Source organism: Streptomyces sp. NPDC099050, from assembly GCF_044759865.1.
Lineage (GTDB): Bacteria > Actinomycetota > Actinomycetes > Streptomycetales > Streptomycetaceae > Streptomyces.
Genome location: NZ_JBIWAE010000009.1, coordinates 247,307 through 263,678 on the forward strand (window position 1 = coordinate 247,307; position 16,372 = coordinate 263,678).

General features: G+C 74.2%; 15 protein-coding genes. 9 read left to right on the plus strand and 6 right to left on the minus strand.

Annotated elements, in window-relative coordinates; genetic code table 11:
• Positions 1-206 precede the first annotated feature (206 nt).
• Together ACIQV3_RS18110 and ACIQV3_RS18115 are read left to right on the plus strand one after the other, a co-directional pair.
• On the plus strand, positions 207-1,307 hold the full coding sequence (locus ACIQV3_RS18110; RefSeq protein ID WP_403713373.1) for a DUF5925 domain-containing protein: 1,101 nt from the start codon (positions 207-209) through the stop codon (positions 1,305-1,307).
• Between the two features lie 119 nt (positions 1,308-1,426).
• Positions 1,427-2,023 carry an FABP family protein gene (locus ACIQV3_RS18115; RefSeq protein ID WP_403713374.1) on the plus strand — a complete coding sequence of 199 codons (597 nt, stop codon included), beginning with the start codon at positions 1,427-1,429 and terminating at the stop codon, positions 2,021-2,023.
• A gap of 126 nt (positions 2,024-2,149) precedes the next feature.
• Here the strand turns inward: ACIQV3_RS18115 and ACIQV3_RS18120 are convergent, their stop codons facing one another.
• Complete coding sequence (locus ACIQV3_RS18120; RefSeq protein WP_403713375.1) at positions 2,150-2,542, minus strand: GntR family transcriptional regulator; 393 nt, start codon at positions 2,540-2,542, stop codon at positions 2,150-2,152.
• 71 nt (positions 2,543-2,613) lie between these two features.
• Between ACIQV3_RS18120 and ACIQV3_RS18125 the strand changes: the two genes are divergently transcribed.
• The 4 genes from ACIQV3_RS18125 to ACIQV3_RS18140 all read left to right on the plus strand — a co-directional run bounded on the left by ACIQV3_RS18125 (position 2,614) and on the right by ACIQV3_RS18140 (position 6,007).
• Positions 2,614-3,567, plus strand: a complete 954-nt coding sequence (locus ACIQV3_RS18125; RefSeq protein WP_403713376.1) for a GNAT family N-acetyltransferase — start codon at positions 2,614-2,616, stop codon at positions 3,565-3,567.
• Positions 3,564-4,046, plus strand: a complete 483-nt coding sequence (locus ACIQV3_RS18130) for a DUF402 domain-containing protein (RefSeq protein ID WP_403713377.1) — start codon at positions 3,564-3,566, stop codon at positions 4,044-4,046. The genes ACIQV3_RS18125 and ACIQV3_RS18130 overlap by 4 nt, the downstream gene beginning before the upstream one ends.
• A gap of 139 nt (positions 4,047-4,185) precedes the next feature.
• Positions 4,186-4,725 carry a hypothetical protein gene (locus tag ACIQV3_RS18135; protein WP_403713378.1) on the plus strand — a complete coding sequence of 180 codons (540 nt, stop codon included), beginning with the start codon at positions 4,186-4,188 and terminating at the stop codon, positions 4,723-4,725.
• Positions 4,726-4,936: 211 nt separating this feature from the next.
• On the plus strand, positions 4,937-6,007 hold the full coding sequence (locus ACIQV3_RS18140) for a lytic polysaccharide monooxygenase (protein ID WP_403713379.1): 1,071 nt from the start codon (positions 4,937-4,939) through the stop codon (positions 6,005-6,007).
• An 86-nt stretch (positions 6,008-6,093) separates the two neighbouring features.
• Here ACIQV3_RS18140 and ACIQV3_RS18145 read toward each other — a convergent pair whose 3' ends face one another.
• Positions 6,094-6,954, minus strand: coding sequence for an esterase/lipase family protein (locus ACIQV3_RS18145; RefSeq protein WP_403713380.1), 861 nt, complete (start codon positions 6,952-6,954; stop codon positions 6,094-6,096).
• 244 nt (positions 6,955-7,198) lie between these two features.
• Between ACIQV3_RS18145 and ACIQV3_RS18150 the strand changes: the two genes are divergently transcribed.
• From ACIQV3_RS18150 to ACIQV3_RS18160, 3 genes are read left to right on the plus strand one after another with little or no spacing between them, the layout of a single operon-like run.
• Complete coding sequence (locus tag ACIQV3_RS18150; protein ID WP_403713381.1) at positions 7,199-8,302, plus strand: DUF3533 domain-containing protein; 1,104 nt, start codon at positions 7,199-7,201, stop codon at positions 8,300-8,302.
• Complete coding sequence (locus ACIQV3_RS18155; RefSeq protein WP_403713382.1) at positions 8,299-8,964, plus strand: acetate uptake transporter; 666 nt, start codon at positions 8,299-8,301, stop codon at positions 8,962-8,964. Before ACIQV3_RS18150 ends, ACIQV3_RS18155 begins: the two co-directional genes overlap by 4 nt.
• 24 nt (positions 8,965-8,988) lie before the next feature.
• A complete protein-coding gene (locus ACIQV3_RS18160; RefSeq protein WP_403713383.1) occupies positions 8,989-10,173 on the plus strand; it encodes an AAA family ATPase in 1,185 nt (394 codons plus the stop codon).
• Between the two features lie 67 nt (positions 10,174-10,240).
• Here ACIQV3_RS18160 and ACIQV3_RS18165 read toward each other — a convergent pair whose 3' ends face one another.
• From ACIQV3_RS18165 to ACIQV3_RS18180, 4 genes are all read right to left on the minus strand, one after another.
• Positions 10,241-11,512 (minus strand): VWA-like domain-containing protein, encoded by a 1,272-nt coding sequence (locus ACIQV3_RS18165; RefSeq protein WP_403713435.1) that lies wholly within the window; start codon positions 11,510-11,512, stop codon positions 10,241-10,243.
• 32 nt (positions 11,513-11,544) lie between these two features.
• The gene (locus ACIQV3_RS18170; RefSeq protein WP_403713384.1) at positions 11,545-12,801 is read right to left on the minus strand and encodes an AAA family ATPase; all 1,257 of its coding nucleotides are present in this window, start codon (positions 12,799-12,801) and stop codon (positions 11,545-11,547) included.
• Between the two features lie 86 nt (positions 12,802-12,887).
• Complete coding sequence (locus ACIQV3_RS18175) at positions 12,888-14,357, minus strand: hypothetical protein (RefSeq protein ID WP_403713385.1); 1,470 nt, start codon at positions 14,355-14,357, stop codon at positions 12,888-12,890.
• A gap of 234 nt (positions 14,358-14,591) precedes the next feature.
• Positions 14,592-16,244, minus strand: coding sequence for an amidohydrolase (locus tag ACIQV3_RS18180; protein ID WP_403713386.1), 1,653 nt, complete (start codon positions 16,242-16,244; stop codon positions 14,592-14,594).
• Positions 16,245-16,372 lie beyond the last annotated feature (128 nt).

Here is a 16,372-nt window from a genome sequence, read left to right on the forward strand (position 1 = left end):
TCGTGGGGGGGGGGAGTTACTGCGGAGTTACTCCTGAGTCCGTGGTACAAGGAACCGCGGTCCGCTGGAAGTGTCCATGCCAAGAATGTTCGGGGCGGACATGCGTCGCGAATCTTCACCCGCACGGCGTTTGAAGAGGGAATCCCGCCACCCGTTCCAGCGAAACACGGGTGCAGGAGGGCAGTTCGTGCCGGATCATGGGCGCCATGCCAGCCAACCCACAAGACGCGCTGCCGATCCGGCTCAACGTCGACGACAGCGACTCCCCTTCGGACGTCGTCGACGCGCTGTTCCTCGGCCGCTTCGCGTCCGGCGAGCAGCCCCACTCGCACAGCGTGTCGATCGACCGGGTCAAGCCGGGCGCGACCCTGCTGCCGACCGGGGCCACGGTGTTGCGCTCGGCCCGCGACAGCGACCGCAGCGCGACGCTCGCCGAGGGCGAGGGCTGGACCATGCTCGTCTCCCGCTGGAGCCGGGGCGCGGACGTCACGGTGACGGCGGTCAGCGAGGAACTCGCCGCCGAGGTGCTCGGCGAGGCCACCGAGGACGTGCAGGACGAGCCCGAACCGCAGCCCGAGAACGTCGCGATGGGGTTCTGGTACGTCTCCCCGCGCCGCGGCCCCCACCGCACGACCCGGCAGATCGCGGCCGGCACCTGGGAAGAGGTGCGGCCCAACTACACGGCTCCGGTGGCCGGGGCGATGGACCGGCTGATGAAGGTCACGCCGGACGACATCGCCGGCCGGCTGCTCCTGCTGCACGGCCCTCCGGGCACCGGGAAGACCTCCGCCCTGCGCACGCTCGCCCGGTCCTGGCGGGACTGGTGCCAGGTGGACTGCGTACTGGATCCCGAGCGCCTGTTCAACGACATCGGCTACCTGATGGACATCGCGATCGGCGAGGACGAGGGCACCGCGAAGAGCCGCTGGCGGCTGCTGCTGCTGGAGGACTGCGACGAGTTGATCCGCGGCGAGGCCCGGCACACCGCCGGGCAGGCGCTGTCACGGCTGCTGAACCTCACGGACGGGCTGCTCGGCCAGGGCCGCAACGTCCTGGTCGGCGTCACGACCAACGAGGACCTGGAGCGGCTCCATCCGGCGGTGGTCCGGCCGGGGCGCTGCCTCGCCCGCATCGAGATCGGCCGGCTGACGCACCGTGAGGCGGTGGACTGGCTCGGCACCGACGAGGGCATCTCCCGCGAGGGGGCGACGCTGGCCGAGCTCTACGCCCTGCGCCGCGGCGCGTCGGGCTCCGCCGCCCTGCTGCCGCCGCAGGGCCATGACGCGGAGGCGGGAATGTACCTGTAGGTGGGGCGGCCGCAGGTCGGCGGGGGCCGACGCGCCGCGGCGAGGACAATGGGGGCGCGGCCGAAGGCCCCCACCGGCCGTGCGCACCTCCGGGGGACCCACGAACAGGAGAACCCACCGTGCTCGAACCGGCGCAGGAGAACCCCTACCCCGACAGCCACGTCCTCGGCGAGGGCCCCGAACCGCACCCGCAGCTCCAGCCGGTGCTCGGCCTCATCGGACGCTGGCACGGCCGGGGCAGCGGCGAGTACCCGACCCTGGAGCACGGGTTCCGCTACGAGCAGGAGATCACTTTCGGCCACGACGGCCGGCCCTTCCTCGTCTACGAGTCCCGCGCGTGGCTGATCGACGACTCCGGCAAGGCCGTGCGTCCCGCGGGCCGGGAGACCGGGTGGTGGCGCGTCCTCCCGGACGCCTCGGTCGAGGTCACGCTCGCCCACCCGACGGGCATCGTCGAGACGTACGTCGGCCAGGTCTCCCGCTCGGACGGTGCGGACGGTCCTGACGGCGCGGACCGCACCGGCGGTGCGGACGACACGCGGATCGAGATGGCCACCGACACGGTGGGGCTGACCCCGCGGGCCAAGGAGGTCACCGGCATGCGGCGCCGGTACGCGCTCCAGGACGGCGGGCTGACGATCGTGCAGGAGATGGCCGCGGTGGGGCAGCCCATGCAGCACCACCTCCAGGCGCGGCTCTTCCCTCGCAAGGACTGACCGCGGGGGCGGCATCGGGCAGGGGCGCCGTTCCGGCGGTACCGGCCGAGCAGAGCGGGCCCCGTCCGGCCCGCCCGGCCTGTCCGGCCCGCCCGGCCTGTCCGGCCCGTCCGGCCCGCCCGGGTGTCAGTCCGCGTACCGCGCGCGCAGCGCGTCCAGCGCCGTCGCGGTCGCCTCGTCGAAGGTCAGGCCCAGCCGTCGCGCCCGCTCCGCGTAGGCCTGCGCCGCGGTGGCCGCCTCCCGGGCGGGTCCGTCGCCGGCCGCCGCCACGAAGCTGCCCGCCCGGCCGCGCGTCTCGATCACGCCGTCCGACTCCAGCGCCCGGTAGGCCTTCGCGACCGTGTTCGCCGCCAGCCCCAGCTCTTCCGCGAGCCCGCGGACCGTCGGCAGTTTGAACCCGGCGGGCAGCCGGCCCGCCCGCGCCCCGGCGGCGATCTGGGCGCGCAGCTGCTCGTACGGGGCGGTGGCGCCCGCCGCGGCGTCGATGCGGATCTTCAGGTGCGGAGAGGTCGAGGTCACGCGGCCGATTGTCCCCCATCGGCCGGGAAATTCGCAGGCGCGGGACCCCCGGCGGCCCCTACCGTCGCCACGTGATCACAACCATCCGGGATCTGCGCCCGAACGACCCGGCCGACGCCGAGCGCGTCGTACGGGTGCGCCGCGCCGCCCTGCCCTTCATGATCAGTACCGCTCGCGGTGTCGCCTTCGAGGTGGCCTCCGCCCACCCCGACAGGCGGTACCGCCTCCTGGTCGCCGAGAACGCCGACGGCCTCGTCGTCGCCACCGCCCAGGTCGGCATCGTGCACGACAGCCCCGAGCCCGGCCAGGGCTTCGTCAACGCCTACGTCGACCCCGCCCACCGCGGCCTCGGCGCCGGGACCGCGCTCCTGGGCGCGGCCGAGGAGCATTTGAGGGCCGAGCGTGCGAAGGCCGCGTACGCCTGGGTCCTCGACGAGCCGCCGCACCGCGCGTTCGCCGAGCGGCACGGCTACCGTGCCTCCCGCTCCGCGCACTTCCTGCGCCTCGACCTCACCACGGCCGCCCTGCCGTCGCTTCCCGGGATGCTGCCCGACGGGGTCGAGCTGCGCGCCGGCTCGGCCTTCGCCGCCGATCCGCGCCCGCTGTTCGAGGCCGACGCGGCCGGGACGCTGGACGAACCGGGCGACGTTCCGGTGGAGTTCGACGACTACGAAGCCTGGTTGCGGAACACCTGGGAGCACCCGTACCTCGACCGGGACCTCACCACCGTGGTCCTGGTGGACGGCGAGGTGGCGGGCTTCACCGCCGCCCACACCGACGGGGCCGGGCGGTACTCCTCCGCCATGACCGCCACCCTGCGCCCGTTCCGCGGCCGGGGGCTGGCCCGGCTGGCCAAGACCGACTCGCTGCTGCGGGCCCGCGCGGCCGGCTGCACCGAGGCGTTCACCGGCAACGACACCGGGAACGCTCCCATGCTCGCCGTCAACGCCCGGTTCGGGTACGAGGTCTGCGCCACGGAGACGCGCTTCACCAAGCGGCTGCGAGAACAGGAGACACCGCGATGACCGGCCGGCTGACCGTCACCCTCACCAAGGCGGGCCGTACGAAGATCAGTTACCCGGCCGAGCCGGTCGCCGACACGGGGACCCGGATCACCGTACGGGCGCCCTGGGCGGCTCCCGGGGTACGGGACTTCGGCTTCGTCCGCTTCGAGCCGGGCGACGTGTTCACCGAGCACTTCTGGCGCGACCGCTGGTACGCGGTCAAGGAGGTGCGGACGGGCGGGGGCGTCCTCAAGGGCTGGTACTGCGACGTGACCCGGCCGGCCTCGGTGGAGGACGGAGTGATCACGGTCGAGGACCTGGACCTGGACCTGTGGGTGTCCGCCGACGGCAGCTCCGTACTGCGCCTGGACGAGGACGAGTTCGCCGCGAGCGGGCTCGCCGCCACCGATCCGGAGGCGGCCGCCCAGGCGGTACGGGCCCTCGACGCCCTGGAGGCACAGGCCCGCTCGGCGGCCGGCCTGGCGGCGCTGCTGGCCTGATCCGCGGACTGTCAAGCCCCGAAACGCAGGGGCGTGCGCCGCCCGGCACGGGCGCGGCCTACTGGAACCGGGTGCTGCGGGCGCCCGGGACCGAGGGAAGCGGCCCGGTGGGTGCGGGCACGGACGACAGGAGTCGGACATGGCGATGGTGGGGCTGTTCTGGATCACCGAGGACGCGGTGTACGTGGGTTCTCCGCCGAACGCGGCGGGCCACTGCGTCCGCCTCACCTCCGAAGGCGTCCGGGCGCACGGCCCGGACGGCCTCCGGTCGTGGCCGTGGCCGAGCCTGCGATCGGCGGTCGTGAGGGCCGTGCCCGTGCGGAACACGGCGAAGCGCGCGGGCCGCTTCCTGGCCGCGGTGCTGGAAGCGGTGATGACCATGGAAACGCCCTACGCACACGAAGGCCCACCTCAGATGCTCCTGTCCCTCGCGACGGAGGACGGTACGGAGGAGCTGTGGGTGCCGGCGGCGACCTCGGGTTACACCTCCCGGGAGATCGCCCTGTCCCAGCGCCTGCTGGCGCGCTACCGGGAGGGCGCGTGCGCCCCCCGGACCCTCACGGCGTGGAGCCGGAAGCACCTCGGTGCCGCACCGGCACCACCCGAGCGCGAAGCCCTCCTGCGCGAGTGGGTAAACGCCTCAGGCGCGGGGCCGGGGGTCCGCGGCGCCGTTTCCTGAGGCCCTTCTTACCCCTGCCTTAAGCAGAACCTAAGGATCGGCTCCTGAGCCCCCGAGCCGGTGGAACGGCGGCCGCGGGCGGTTAGTTTGGCTGAGCCAGGGAGGGCCGGAGGCGGCGCCGTGACCCGTGAGGGGCGGCGCCGCACAGCCCCGGTCTTCCGGCGCACCCACGACTCGCGCAGCCCTGTGCCGTGCCCAGAGGAGATCCACCATGCCCGCACGCCGTACCGCAGCCCGCATCGCAGCCGGACTCGCCCCGCTCGCGGTGGCCGCGTACGCCGTCGCCCCGGCGGCCGCCCACGGCTCGATGACGGACCCGGTCAGCCGGGTGGCGGCGTGCTACGCGGAAGGCCCGGAGTCCCCGAAGTCGGCGGCCTGCAAGGCGGCGGTCGCGGCGAGCGGGGCCCAGGCGTTCTACGACTGGAACGCGGTGAACATCGCCAACGCGGCCGGTCAGAGCAAGGCTCTCATCCCGGACGGACAGCTGTGCTCGGCGGGCAACGACAAGTACCGGGGGCTGGACCTGGCGCGCGCCGACTGGCCGGCGAGCCCGATGACCGCGGGCGCGCACACCTTCCGCTACAAGGGGACCGCCCCGCACAAGGGCTCCTTCGAGCTGTACGTGACGAAGGACGGCTACGACCCGTCGAAGCCGCTGAAGTGGTCCGACCTGGAGGCCGCGCCGTTCGCGAAGGTCACCGACCCGGGGATGCAGGGCGGCGACTACGTCTTCTCCGGCACCGTCCCGAACAAGACCGGCCGGCACCTGATCTACAGCGTCTGGCAGCGCTCGGACAGCCCGGAGGCGTTCTACACCTGCTCGGACGTGGTCTTCGGGAAGGACAACGGCGGGGGCGGTACGGGCGGTACGGGCGGTACGGGCGGCAGCGGGGGCCAGCCCACGGCCAAGCCGACCTCCAAGCCGACCTCGAAGCCGACCTCGAAGCCGACCTCGAAGCCGGGTACGAAGCCGACCTCCGTGCCCTCGGGGCGGCCGTCCACGCTCCCCTCGGAGATCCCCTCGGCCCCCACCGACGAGCAGATCTCCCAGGGCGCCGGGAAGTCCACGGTGGAGCACGGCGGCCACGGGGACAACGACCCGAAGACGAACGGCGGCAGCAGCCCGATCCCCTCGCAGAGCGGGACCAACCTCGCGGAGACGGGCGGCAGCAGCACCACGCCGGTGATCGCGATCGGCGGGGCGGGCGTCCTGGCCGTGGGCGCGGCCGTGCTGTTCGGGCTGGCGCGACGCCGCGCGACCCCGGGCCGCCACGGCCGCTGACCGGGGACGGCGGCGGGCGGCCCGCACCGCGGGCCGCCCGCCGCCGTCAGGAGCGGACCTCCACCGTCAGGAGCGGAGCGCCACCGTCAGGAGAAGACCGACGCGCAGGTGGTCCGCTCGGCGTGCGCCGGGTCGAGGGCGTTGACCGCCTCGTGCCAGGCGATCCGGTCGGTGAGCCCGATGGCCACGTGCTCCGAGAGGTCCACCCCGCACAGGTCCTGGAGCAGCACGTTGCGGACGTTCGGCCCGGTGAGGAACTGGCTCCGGTACGGGGTGACCACCTCGTCGTACCGGGTGGCGATCACCGTGTACGCGACTCCGGGGACGGTGTCCCCGCCCGCGTTCAGCTTGTTCTGGAAGGGCGATCCGGCGATCTGGTCGGCGAGGCCCGGGGTGGCCTCGCTGATCAGGTGTCCGGCTCCGGGGAAGTACGGGAGGAGCTTGGTGAGGCCCAGCAGGGTCGTCCCGTGGTTGTCGGGGGCGAGTCCGACCAGGGCGTTGACCTTGGCGGCGCCGCCGAGGAACTTCAGGTAGTAGCGCGGCATCATGCCGCCCTGGGAGTGGCCGACGATGTCCGTCTCGGCCGCTCCGGTGGCGGCGAGCACCTTGTCCACGAAGTCGTCGAGCTGACCGGCGGACCGCTCGATGGGGCCGAGTCCGTTGAAGAAGGGGACGCCGGGCAGTTGCCCGTAGTCGAGGGAGTAGACGCAGTAGCCCCGGTGGACGAGGTACGGCGCGAAGCCGAGCCAGTTGTCCACGGAGTTCCCGAAGGTTCCGTGGACCAGGACGACGGGCCGGGGATGGGCGGCGGACGGTTTGCAGGACCAGTTGTTCCAGCCGCTGCTCGGCGCCGGGGCGGCCTGGGCCGCCTGGGTGGGGGCGACGAGCGCGGCGGCGGTCAGGGTGAGGACGGCCAGGGGGCGGAGGAGGCGTCTCCAGGGCAGCATCGTGTGATCTCCTTGCGGCTCAAGGGGAGTAACGAGGGATGGCGCGGGAAGTGCGTGGGGGTGCATCCCGTGATCCGGATCACAAGGGGGCGCTGCAGCCGCTAAATTACGGGCGAGTAGCAAAACTGGGAAGTTACGCGGCGGTAAAAAATCCGTGGTCCCCCTGATGGACCGCTCCGACGGCCGTCATCCATTCGGCCCTCCCCTGCTGCGCCGGGCGCCCGGCACGCCGAGCGTGTGAGACATGACCCAGCCCACCCACGCAGACCCAGGGCAGTCCGGCGGGTTCCTCGCCGAGATCAAGGACGCCGTCACCACCCGGGCCGCTCTCCTGGTCCTGGGCGTACTGGCGCTCCAGCTCGCCTTCATCACCTCTTACGTCGGGGCCTTCCATCACCCCGAGCCCAGCGAGATCCCCCTCGCGGTGGCCGCGCCGGCCCGACCGATCGCCGACCAGACGGCGAAGCAGCTCTCCGCGCTGCCGGGCAAACCGCTCGACCCCCGCGCCGTACAGGACGAGGCGACGGCGCTGCGCCAGATCCAGAACCGGGACGTCGACGGCGCGCTGATCATCGACCCGGCCGGCACGACCGACAAGCTGCTGGTCGCGAGCGGGGCCGGGGCCTCCCTGTCCCAGGCCATCGAGGAGATCGTCGGCGCCGTCGAGAAGACCCAGGGGCGCGGCGTGCGCGTCGTGGACGTGGCCCCGGCGGCCGCCGGCGACGGGCGCGGGCTGAGCTCGTTCTACCTGGTCGTGGGCTGGTGCGTGGGCGGCTACCTGTGTGCCGCGATCCTCGCGATCAGCGCGGGCGCACGGCCCGCGAACATCCACCGCGCCGTCATCCGGCTCGGCGCCCTGCTGGTGTACTCCATCGCGGCCGGGCTGCTCGGCGCGGTGATCGCCGACCCGGTCCTGGGGGCCCTGCCCGGCAGCATCTGGGCCCTGTGGGGGCTCGGCACCCTCGTCGTCTTCGCCGTCGGCGCGATCACCCTGGCCTTCCAGGGCCTCGCGGGCGTGGTCGGCATCGGTCTGGCGATCCTGCTCGTGGTGGTGCTCGGCAACCCGAGCGCCGGCGGCGCCTATCCGTACCCGCTGCTGCCGCCGTTCTGGAAGGCCATCGGCCCGTGGCTGCCGCCGGGCGCGGGCACGTACGCCGCGCGCTCGATCGCGTACTTCAAGGGCAATGACATCACCGGCCCGCTGCTGGTCCTGAGCGGCTGGGCGGTGCTGGGATCGGCGATCACGCTGGCCTGCGCGGCGGGCCGCAGGGGCAAGGCGGGGGCGGCGGTGGGCAGCGGGCTCCCCGAGGGGCCGGACGCCCTGCCGGAGAGGGAAACCGTGCGATGAACAATCCCATCCAGGTCCGCAACCGCATGGGCCCGGCCGAACAGGCCGTCTCCGTCAAGCGGATGGAGCCCAGCGCGCAGGCGCAGCTGGGCCCCCTCGGCCTCACCGGCTTCATCGTGGTCACCACGCTCGCCACCGGCATCGACGCGGGCATCTTCCCCGAGCACCTCAGCCACTCCGTGCTGCCGCTGGTCGGCTTCTTCATCGGCGGGCTCGCCCAGCTGCTGGCCGGGCTCTTCCAGGCGCAGCGCGGCGACACCTGGCACGCGACCGTCTTCGGCGGCTTCGGGCTGTTCTGGATGTCGAAGGCACTCCTGATCCAGTGGGTGCTGCCCGCCACGGATCCGGCGCTGCGCGGCGACGTGAGCGCGCTGTTCACGCTGCCGTGGGTGTTCGTGGTGTTCGTGCTGTGGATCGGCAGCTGGCGGATCCACCTGGTGCTGCTGTCGACCTTCACGTGCGTGCTGGTGGTCTTCGTGGCCATGACGGTCAGCGGGTTCACCGGCTCGGTGATCTGGAACCGGATCACCGGCTGGAGCGGTCTGCTGGCCGCGCTCGGGGCCACGTACCTGCTCGCCGGGCAGATCATGGCGAGCACCTGGGGCCGCCAGGTGCTGCCGATGGGCCGCTTCCTGGCCCCCGAGGAGCACCCGGAGGCGTGACCACTCCATGATGACCGGCACGCCATGATCAGCACCCTCGCGGTGGAGAACTACCGCTCTCTGCGCAAGCTCATCGTCCCCCTCGGCCGGCTCACCGTGGTGACGGGCGCCAACGGCACGGGCAAGTCCAGCCTGTACCGGTCGCTGCGGCTGCTGGCCGACTCCGCGCGGGGCGGCGCCGTCGCGGCGCTGGCCCGGGAGGGCGGACTGCCCTCCACCCTGTGGGCCGGCCCGGAGAAGCTCGGGCGGGCGGTGCGCGAGGGGCGGTACGCCGTCCAGCCGACGGTCCGCTCCGAACCGGTGAGCCTGCGGCTCGGCTTCGCCGGGGACGAGTTCGGCTACGCGGTGGACTTCGGCCATCCCTCGCCCGTCCCCGGCTCGCTCTTCGGCCTGGACCCGGAGATCAAACGGGAGTGCACCTGGGCCGGGCCGGTGCTGCGCCCCGCCGCCCTGCTCTCGGACCGCGCCGGACCCGCCGTGCGCACCCGTACGGCGGACGGCGGCTGGCACCGCACCCAGGGCGCCCTGCGCCCGTACGACTCCATGCTCAGCGAGCTCGCGGACCCGCAACTGGCCCCCGACCTGCTGGCCCTGCGCGAACTGATCCGCTCCTGGCGGTTCTACGACCACGTCCGCACGGACACCGACGCGCCGGCCCGCACCCCGCGCGTCGGAACCCGTACGCCGGTGCTCGCGGCGGACGGCTCCGACCTGCCGGCCGCGCTCCAGACGATCCGGGAGACCGGCGACCACGCGGCGCTCGACGCGGCCGTCGAGGCGGCCTTCCCGGGCAGCAGCGTGGCGGTCGCGGAACGGGACGGCCGCTTCGAACTGGAGCTGCACCAGCACGGGCTGCTGCGCCCGCTCGGCGCGGCGGAACTCTCCGACGGGACCCTGCGCTACCTGCTGTGGACGGCCGCCCTGCTGACCCCGCGCCCGCCGGCCCTGATGGTGCTCAACGAGCCGGAGACCAGCCTCCACCCCGACCTGCTGGGCCCCCTCGCGGACCTGATCCTGACGGTGGCCCGCACCACCCAGACGGTGGTCGTCACGCACGCCACACCGCTGGCGGACGCCTTGGCGTCGGGCGTCCACCGCCACCGCGTGGACCTGCGGACCATCACCCTCCTCAAGGACTTCGGCCAGACCGAGGTCGCGGACCGCGAGGGCCCCCTGGACGAACCCCTCTGGTACTGGCCGAAGCGGTAGACGCCGGGTCGTTCCGCCCCCAGCCCGCCTCCGGTCCGCCTCCGGTCCGCCACGACCCGCCTCCCGCCTAGCCGATCCGCACCACGCGTGCCCAGGCGGGCGGCGCGTCGGGGACGTGGTCGCGGTTCTCGTCCCACGAACCCCTGCGCCCCTGCCGGGGGAACAGCCCCACCACCGTCCGGCACGAGGGCCGCGTGCTCGGCCAGGGCGTCTGCCCGTCGGTCAGGACCACGATCACGTCCGGACGGGGCCCCGACCGCAGCGCCGTGGCGAAGCCCGTCCGCAGGTCCGTGCCCCCGCCGCCCAGCAGGGGGATCCCCTCCGCACGGCACAGCGGATGGGCGATCCGGGCGGACGCGTCGCACGGCACCACCGTGACCAGGTCCCGGCGGCCGCCCACCGCCCGGGAGATCGCGGTGACTTCCAGGAGCGCGCTGCCCAGTTCGGCGTCGCTGACGGAGCCGGAGGTGTCGATGACCACGCTGACCCGGGGCGGCCGGCGCCGCAGGCTCGGCAGCACCGCGCCCGGCACCCCGGCCGAACGCCGCGAGGGCCGGCTGTACGCGTAGTCGTCGCCCGCGCCGGATCCGGAGGTGGCCGAGCGGACGGCCGCTCCCAGCAGCTCCCGCCACTGCTGCGGCGGGTGGAACGCTTCTTCCGCCCAGCGCTTCCAGCCGCTCGGGGCGCTTCCCGGCCGGCCGGTGATGCCCTGCGCCACCCGGAACCGGACCGCGTCCCGCTCCTGCTCGCCGAGGCCGTCCGCGCCGTCCGCGCCGAGGTCCCACTCCCGCTCCAGCCCGTCGGCGCCGCTGCCGCAGTCCAGCCAGGCCATGTGCTGGGTGTGCGGCCCGAGCCCGAACTGCGTCAGGTACTCCTCCATGAGCTCCCCTTCCGGCAGCCCCACGGCCGCCGGCTGGACAGCACCGGCGGGCCGGACCAGCCCGTCGCCGTACACGTCGTCGTTGATCTCGAAGTCGGCCGCGATGTTGATCCGCAGCCGCTCCCCCGGGCCGCTCAGCCCGGGCTCCCGCGCGACCCGGTCCCCGCGCCCGTGGTGGTCGCGCAGCAGGTGGGACACCTCGTGCACCCAGACCGCCGCGAGTTCCTCCACGGGAGTGCGGTCCACGAAGCCGGGCGAGACGTAGCACCGCCAGTGCCGGTCGACGGCCATCGTGGGCACCCGGCGCGATTCCACGACGTGCAGGGCGAACAGCGCCGTGGCCAGGTACGGACGCACGCGTACGGCGTGCAGCCGGGCGGCGTAGAGCTTGTCCAGGTCCAGGGCGACCGGCGTCACCGGCCTCACCGGCCTCACCGGTGTCACCGGCGCGGGGGTCATGGGCGTTGCGGGGGTCATGGGCGTCACTGGCTTCACCGGCCCACCGTGACGGGCGCCCCCGACCGGACGCCCGCCCGGTCGGCACGCCGGGACAGGGCCACCGCCCCGGCGAGCCGGTCGATCGCGGCCGGAACCTCCCAGTCCTCGCGGCGCAGCGCCGCGAGCGTGCTCGCGGGGACGACCACCAGGTCCGGGGCTCCGGTTTCCAGTGCCCGGGCCAGGAGCGCCCACGCCGCGTCCCAGCGGGACTTCTCCGGGCGCCCCCGCACCGCCTCGACGACACCGTCCAGCACGGCCTGCCGCAGGTCCCCGCGCTCGGGCAGGACGGCGCCCGCCGGGTCGGCGAGCAGGGACTCCGGGTCCGGGAGGTCCATCCGGTCCAGGCTCGCTAGGAGTTCCAGTCCGGGACCGTCTCCCACGGTTCCCCTGACCAGCAGGGAAAGCACCTCCCGGGAGGATCCGGCCGCGGTCGCGAAGGCGATCAGGCAGAGCGTCATCTCCCAGCTCCGCGGTGAGGGCCAGGGGCCGCCCCGGCGGGTTTCGCCCGACGGCAGCCGGTGGACCAGGTTGGGCCGGGCGGCGAGCAGCCCGCACACCGCACGGCGGGCGAAGTCCACGGCCCCGGGAAGCCGTTCGGGGTCGAGCCGGGGCAGCGTGGCGCGCGGCCAGGTCCCGCCGAGGCCCCGTACCACCACCTCTTGGTCGTGCGTCCACTGGAGGTGGACGAAGCGGTTGGCCAGCGGCGGGCTCAGCTCCCAGCCGTCCGCCGCGGAGGACCGGGGATTGGCCGCAGCCACGATCCGGACTTCGGGCGGCAACCGCAGCGCGCCGATCCTCCGCTCCAGTACGAGGCGGAGCAGGGCCGCCTGCACGGCCGGCGGTGCGGTGGACAGTTCGTCGAGGAACAGCAGCCCCCGGCCGGCCCGTACCAGGCGCACCGCCCAGTCCGGCGGGGCCATCGGCACCCCCTGCTCCGCGGGGTCGTCCCCGACGATGGGCAGGCCGGAGAAGTCGGAGGGCTCGTGCACGCTGGCGATGACGGTGGTCAGCGGCAGGTCCAGGGAGGCGGCGAGCTGGGTCAGGGCCGCGGTCTTGCCGATCCCCGGCTCGCCCCACAGGAGTACGGGCAGGTCGGCGGCCACGGCCAGGGTCAGGGCCTCCAGCTGGATGTCGGGGCGCGGTTCGGTCGTCGTATCGCGCAGCAGGGCCAGCAGCCCTGCGGTGACGTCGAGTTGGGTGGTGCCGGTCGGGGTCGGGGCGGACGGGGCGGTCTGGGCATGGGAACGCATGCGGAATCACCTTCGGTTGTGTGGCGGGAGCGTGAATGGGGGTGGTGCGGGAGGCCGGTTCAGCGGCGGGTCGCATCCCGCGAGCGCTAGGGCCGGCGCGGACGGGGAGAGCGGTAGCCGGCGTGGGCGCGGTCGGCGGCCGGTCCGGCCAGCCCCGCCCGGAACAGGCCGTAGGTGATCCGCCGGAGCGCGGCCGCCTCCAGCTCATCCCGCAACGGGCCGTCGCGCAGCAGCGCTCCGGGACCGAGCAGTCCTTCTACGACGGCCAGGGCGCCGGCGGTGTCGCCGTGGTCGAGGCGTTCACGGACTCCGGAGAGGGAGTCCGGCCGGCGGTGCGCCTCGTCGATGGCCCGCAGGCAGGGCAGCGGCGTGCCGGTCAGCGCGACGAGCAGCTCCTCGCGGCGGATCTCGGCCGGGTCGTGGTCCAGCGGAGCCAGTACCCCGTCGACCAGGCCGATCCGGTGCCGGGCACCCCGGCAGTCCACCAGGCGGGGTCCCCCCGGCCGGTCCGCGACCGCGGCAGGGCGCGGCGGCGACCGGTCCGGCAGGAGGGCCCGGCCGACCAGGGGGTGCAGCCGGCCCGCGTCGATCGCCCCGGCGCGGAGCAGCTCCAGGTCGGGCAGCACCCAGGTCGCCGCGTCGGGCAGGGCCGGCGGGGCGGGTGCACCCGGCTCCACGGGCGCGGCCGCGGAGATCTGCCCGGCGCCTTCACCGTCCCGGTCGGCGTCCCCGCCGCCGTCCCCGCCGCCGCGCAGGTGCACGTACAGCCGGTGCCGGGCTCCGAGCCGGACGGTGACCGTACCGCCGGGGCGTCCCTCGGCACGGAGCACGATCCCGGCCTCGGCCACCCACCGGTCGACGGCGCAGCCGGGCAGCCCGGGCAGCGGCCCCGACAGGACGGGATCCACCGCGGGATCCACCGCGGGGGCCGAACCGCCGGGCGGCCGGTCGGCCCCGGACCGGGTGCGGAGCTCGTCGCTGCGGCGGGCGTCCCACAGGTGGCGGTGCAGATCGAGGCGGAACCGCGGATGCGGGCGGGAATGAGGATGGGGATGGGGATGGGGATGGGGATGGGCATGGGCATGGGGCCCGGCCCCCGCACGGCGGCGGGCTGCGTCCTCGGAGCGAGCTCCGTCCCACAGGGCGAGGCTGATCCGCTGCCCGTACTCCGCCCAGGCGGGTGGAGTCCGGGCCACCAGGTGGACCGGGCGGGAACCACCGGGCCCCGCGTCCCCGTACCGGGCCAGCGCGATGGTCAGCCCGGGGCGCAGCAGCCCGTCCGGGGCGATCCTCGGCAGGTGCCAGCGCAGCAGGTCCGGCGCCAGGTGGCGCAGGTCGGCCCGGATCCGGGCCGCGAGGTCGCGGCCGTGGGTGCGCGCCAGGACGCGCAGGTCGAAGTCCACGTCGACGGCGGCCGCGGCGCACGCCCCCGCCCAGTCTCCGGCGGAGCGGCGGGAGGTCGCGGTCTCGATCATGGAGGGCGGCACGGCGAACTCGCGCACGCGCAGCCAGTAGGAAGGGCGGGAAGGAACCCCGTTCGCGTTCTGAGTGAGCATCAGCACTCACCTTGCGCGGACGGGACCCCCGATCTCTGTGTACGGAAAGTAGTCATCGCGGCGAGAGTAACGGCCCTCCCCCACGGCCCGCCAGGCATTTCTCGACCAGCCGGGCCCAGCCGGGTCAGCCCAGCCGGGTCGGCCCAGCCGGGTCGGCCCAACTGGGCTGGCAGCGCACCGGCGTTGCTCGGGGCGTGACTGCCGGGCGCAGCGGCGCCTTGAAGTTCCGCCGGCCTACCCCGCCCGGTGGACCACCTCGCCCGCGACCACGACCGTTTCGGCCACCGTTCCCGGGATCTGCTCCGGGGCCACCGCGAGGATGTCGCGGGACAGGATCACGAAGTCGGCCGCCTTGCCGACCGTCAGCGAACCACGGTCCTGCTCAAGGAAGTTGGCGTACGCGGAGCCCATCGTGTAGCCGTACACCGCCGTCCGGGCGTCCACCGTCTCCTGCTCCTGCCACGGGTCGCCGCCGCCCAGCGGGCGCCGGGTCAGCGCCGTGTAGATGCCGATCATCGGGTCCATCTCGGCGACGTTCCAGTCGCTGGAGAAGGCCAGGACCGCTCCCGCCTCGGCGAGGCTCCGCATCGGCCACGCCTTGTTCCAGCGGTCCTCCCCCACGTTCTCCGCCCAGTCCTGGCCCGGACCGGCGATCTCCGGCGCGCAGTGCCGGGGCTGCATGCAGGCCACCACGCCGAGCTGCTCGAAGCGCGGTACGTCCTCGGGGTCCAGGCATTCCACGTGCACCACCTGGTGGCGGGCGTCGCGCGGGCCGTTCACCGCCCGTGCGTGCTCGACGGCGTCGAGGACGGTACGGATGCCCCGGTCGCCCGTGGCGTGGACGAAGCACTGGAACCCGCGCGCGTCCAGCCGGGCGAGCAGCTCGGCGAACTCCTCCGCCGGGTAGAAGGTTTCGCCCCGGTGCGCTCCGCAGCCGGTGTACGGCTCCAGCAGCGCGGCCGTGCGCGGCTCCACCACGTCGTCGATGTAGAGCTTGAGGGGGCCGACCCGGAAGCGGTCCCCCGCGTGCACCTTCGCCGCCGCCTCGAAGAGGTCGAGGTCCTCCTCGGTGGTCCCGCGCGGGTGGAACAGCGCGGCGACGATCCGCGAGCGCAGCCGTCCCTCGGCGCGCGCCCGGTCGTACAGCTCCAGGTCGTCGAGGGAGTTCTGCGGCTCCACCACGGTGGTGATGCCGAAGCCGATCGCGTCGTCGAGGCTCTTGGCGAGGCGCCCGTACTGGCGGTCCGGGGAGGCCCACGGCACGCCCAGGTCGCGCAGGGCGCGGTGGCCGTCGCGGGAGAGCCCCTTGATGGCGAAATCCTTGACGAATCCGGTGGGTTCGCCGGTCTCGGGGTTCACGGCAGCCGTGCCGAAGGGCAGGTCGGTACGGTCCTTCGCGACGCCGAGCCGGCGCATGGCCGCCGTGTTCAGCCAGGCCGTGTGGACGTCGTACGAGAGCACGATCGCGGGGGTGTCCCCGGTGACCGGGTCCAGGTCGGCTGCGGTGGGCATGCGACCGCCGGGGATCGCGGAGTAGTCGAAGGCCTCGGCCTCGATCCACTCGGCGTCCGGGTTGGCCTCCCGCCACGCGCCGATCCGGTCGAGGATCGCTTCGAGCGTCCGCACCCCGGCGAGCTGCACGCACGCGTCGTCGGAGCCGAGCCGGACGTGGTTGTGGGCGTCGATGAATCCCGGCAGCACGAGCCGGCCGCCCGCGTCGATCCGCTCCGTGCCGGGGCCCGCCCAGTCGGCGGCCTCCGCGTCCGGGCCGACCCAGACGATCCGCCCGCCCCGCACGGCGAGGGCTTCGGCCTCGGGCAGCTCGGGGTCGACGGTGTGGATGCGGGCTCCGGTGAGGAGCAGATCGGCGGGGGCGGAGTGCGACATGGGGTGGTGCTCCTGTGCAGAGGCCGTACGGGACGGTGGGCGTCGGGGAAGTGGGCGTCGGGGAGGTAGGACGACGGGAAGCCGGGGCCTCGCGAAGGCAGGGCCCGGAAAAGGCAGGGCCCGGGGCG

What these genes read in the sequence shown, in the direction of transcription:
- ACIQV3_RS18110 (WP_403713373.1), top strand. Translation starts at nt 207, where the DNA reads ATGCCAGCCAACCCACAAGACGCGCTGCCGATCCGGCTCAACGTCGAC.
- ACIQV3_RS18130 (WP_403713377.1), top strand. Translation starts at nt 3,564, where the DNA reads ATGACCGGCCGGCTGACCGTCACCCTCACCAAGGCGGGCCGTACGAAG.
- ACIQV3_RS18135 (WP_403713378.1), top strand. Translation starts at nt 4,186, where the DNA reads ATGGCGATGGTGGGGCTGTTCTGGATCACCGAGGACGCGGTGTACGTG.
- ACIQV3_RS18140 (WP_403713379.1), top strand. Translation starts at nt 4,937, where the DNA reads ATGCCCGCACGCCGTACCGCAGCCCGCATCGCAGCCGGACTCGCCCCG.
- ACIQV3_RS18145 (WP_403713380.1), bottom strand. Translation starts at nt 6,954, where the DNA reads ATGCTGCCCTGGAGACGCCTCCTCCGCCCCCTGGCCGTCCTCACCCTG.
- ACIQV3_RS18150 (WP_403713381.1), top strand. Translation starts at nt 7,199, where the DNA reads ATGACCCAGCCCACCCACGCAGACCCAGGGCAGTCCGGCGGGTTCCTC.
- ACIQV3_RS18155 (WP_403713382.1), top strand. Translation starts at nt 8,299, where the DNA reads ATGAACAATCCCATCCAGGTCCGCAACCGCATGGGCCCGGCCGAACAG.
- ACIQV3_RS18160 (WP_403713383.1), top strand. Translation starts at nt 8,989, where the DNA reads ATGATCAGCACCCTCGCGGTGGAGAACTACCGCTCTCTGCGCAAGCTC.
- ACIQV3_RS18165 (WP_403713435.1), bottom strand. Translation starts at nt 11,512, where the DNA reads ATGACCCCCGCGCCGGTGACACCGGTGAGGCCGGTGAGGCCGGTGACG.
- ACIQV3_RS18170 (WP_403713384.1), bottom strand. Translation starts at nt 12,801, where the DNA reads ATGCGTTCCCATGCCCAGACCGCCCCGTCCGCCCCGACCCCGACCGGC.
- ACIQV3_RS18175 (WP_403713385.1), bottom strand. Translation starts at nt 14,357, where the DNA reads ATGCTCACTCAGAACGCGAACGGGGTTCCTTCCCGCCCTTCCTACTGG.
- ACIQV3_RS18180 (WP_403713386.1), bottom strand. Translation starts at nt 16,244, where the DNA reads ATGTCGCACTCCGCCCCCGCCGATCTGCTCCTCACCGGAGCCCGCATC.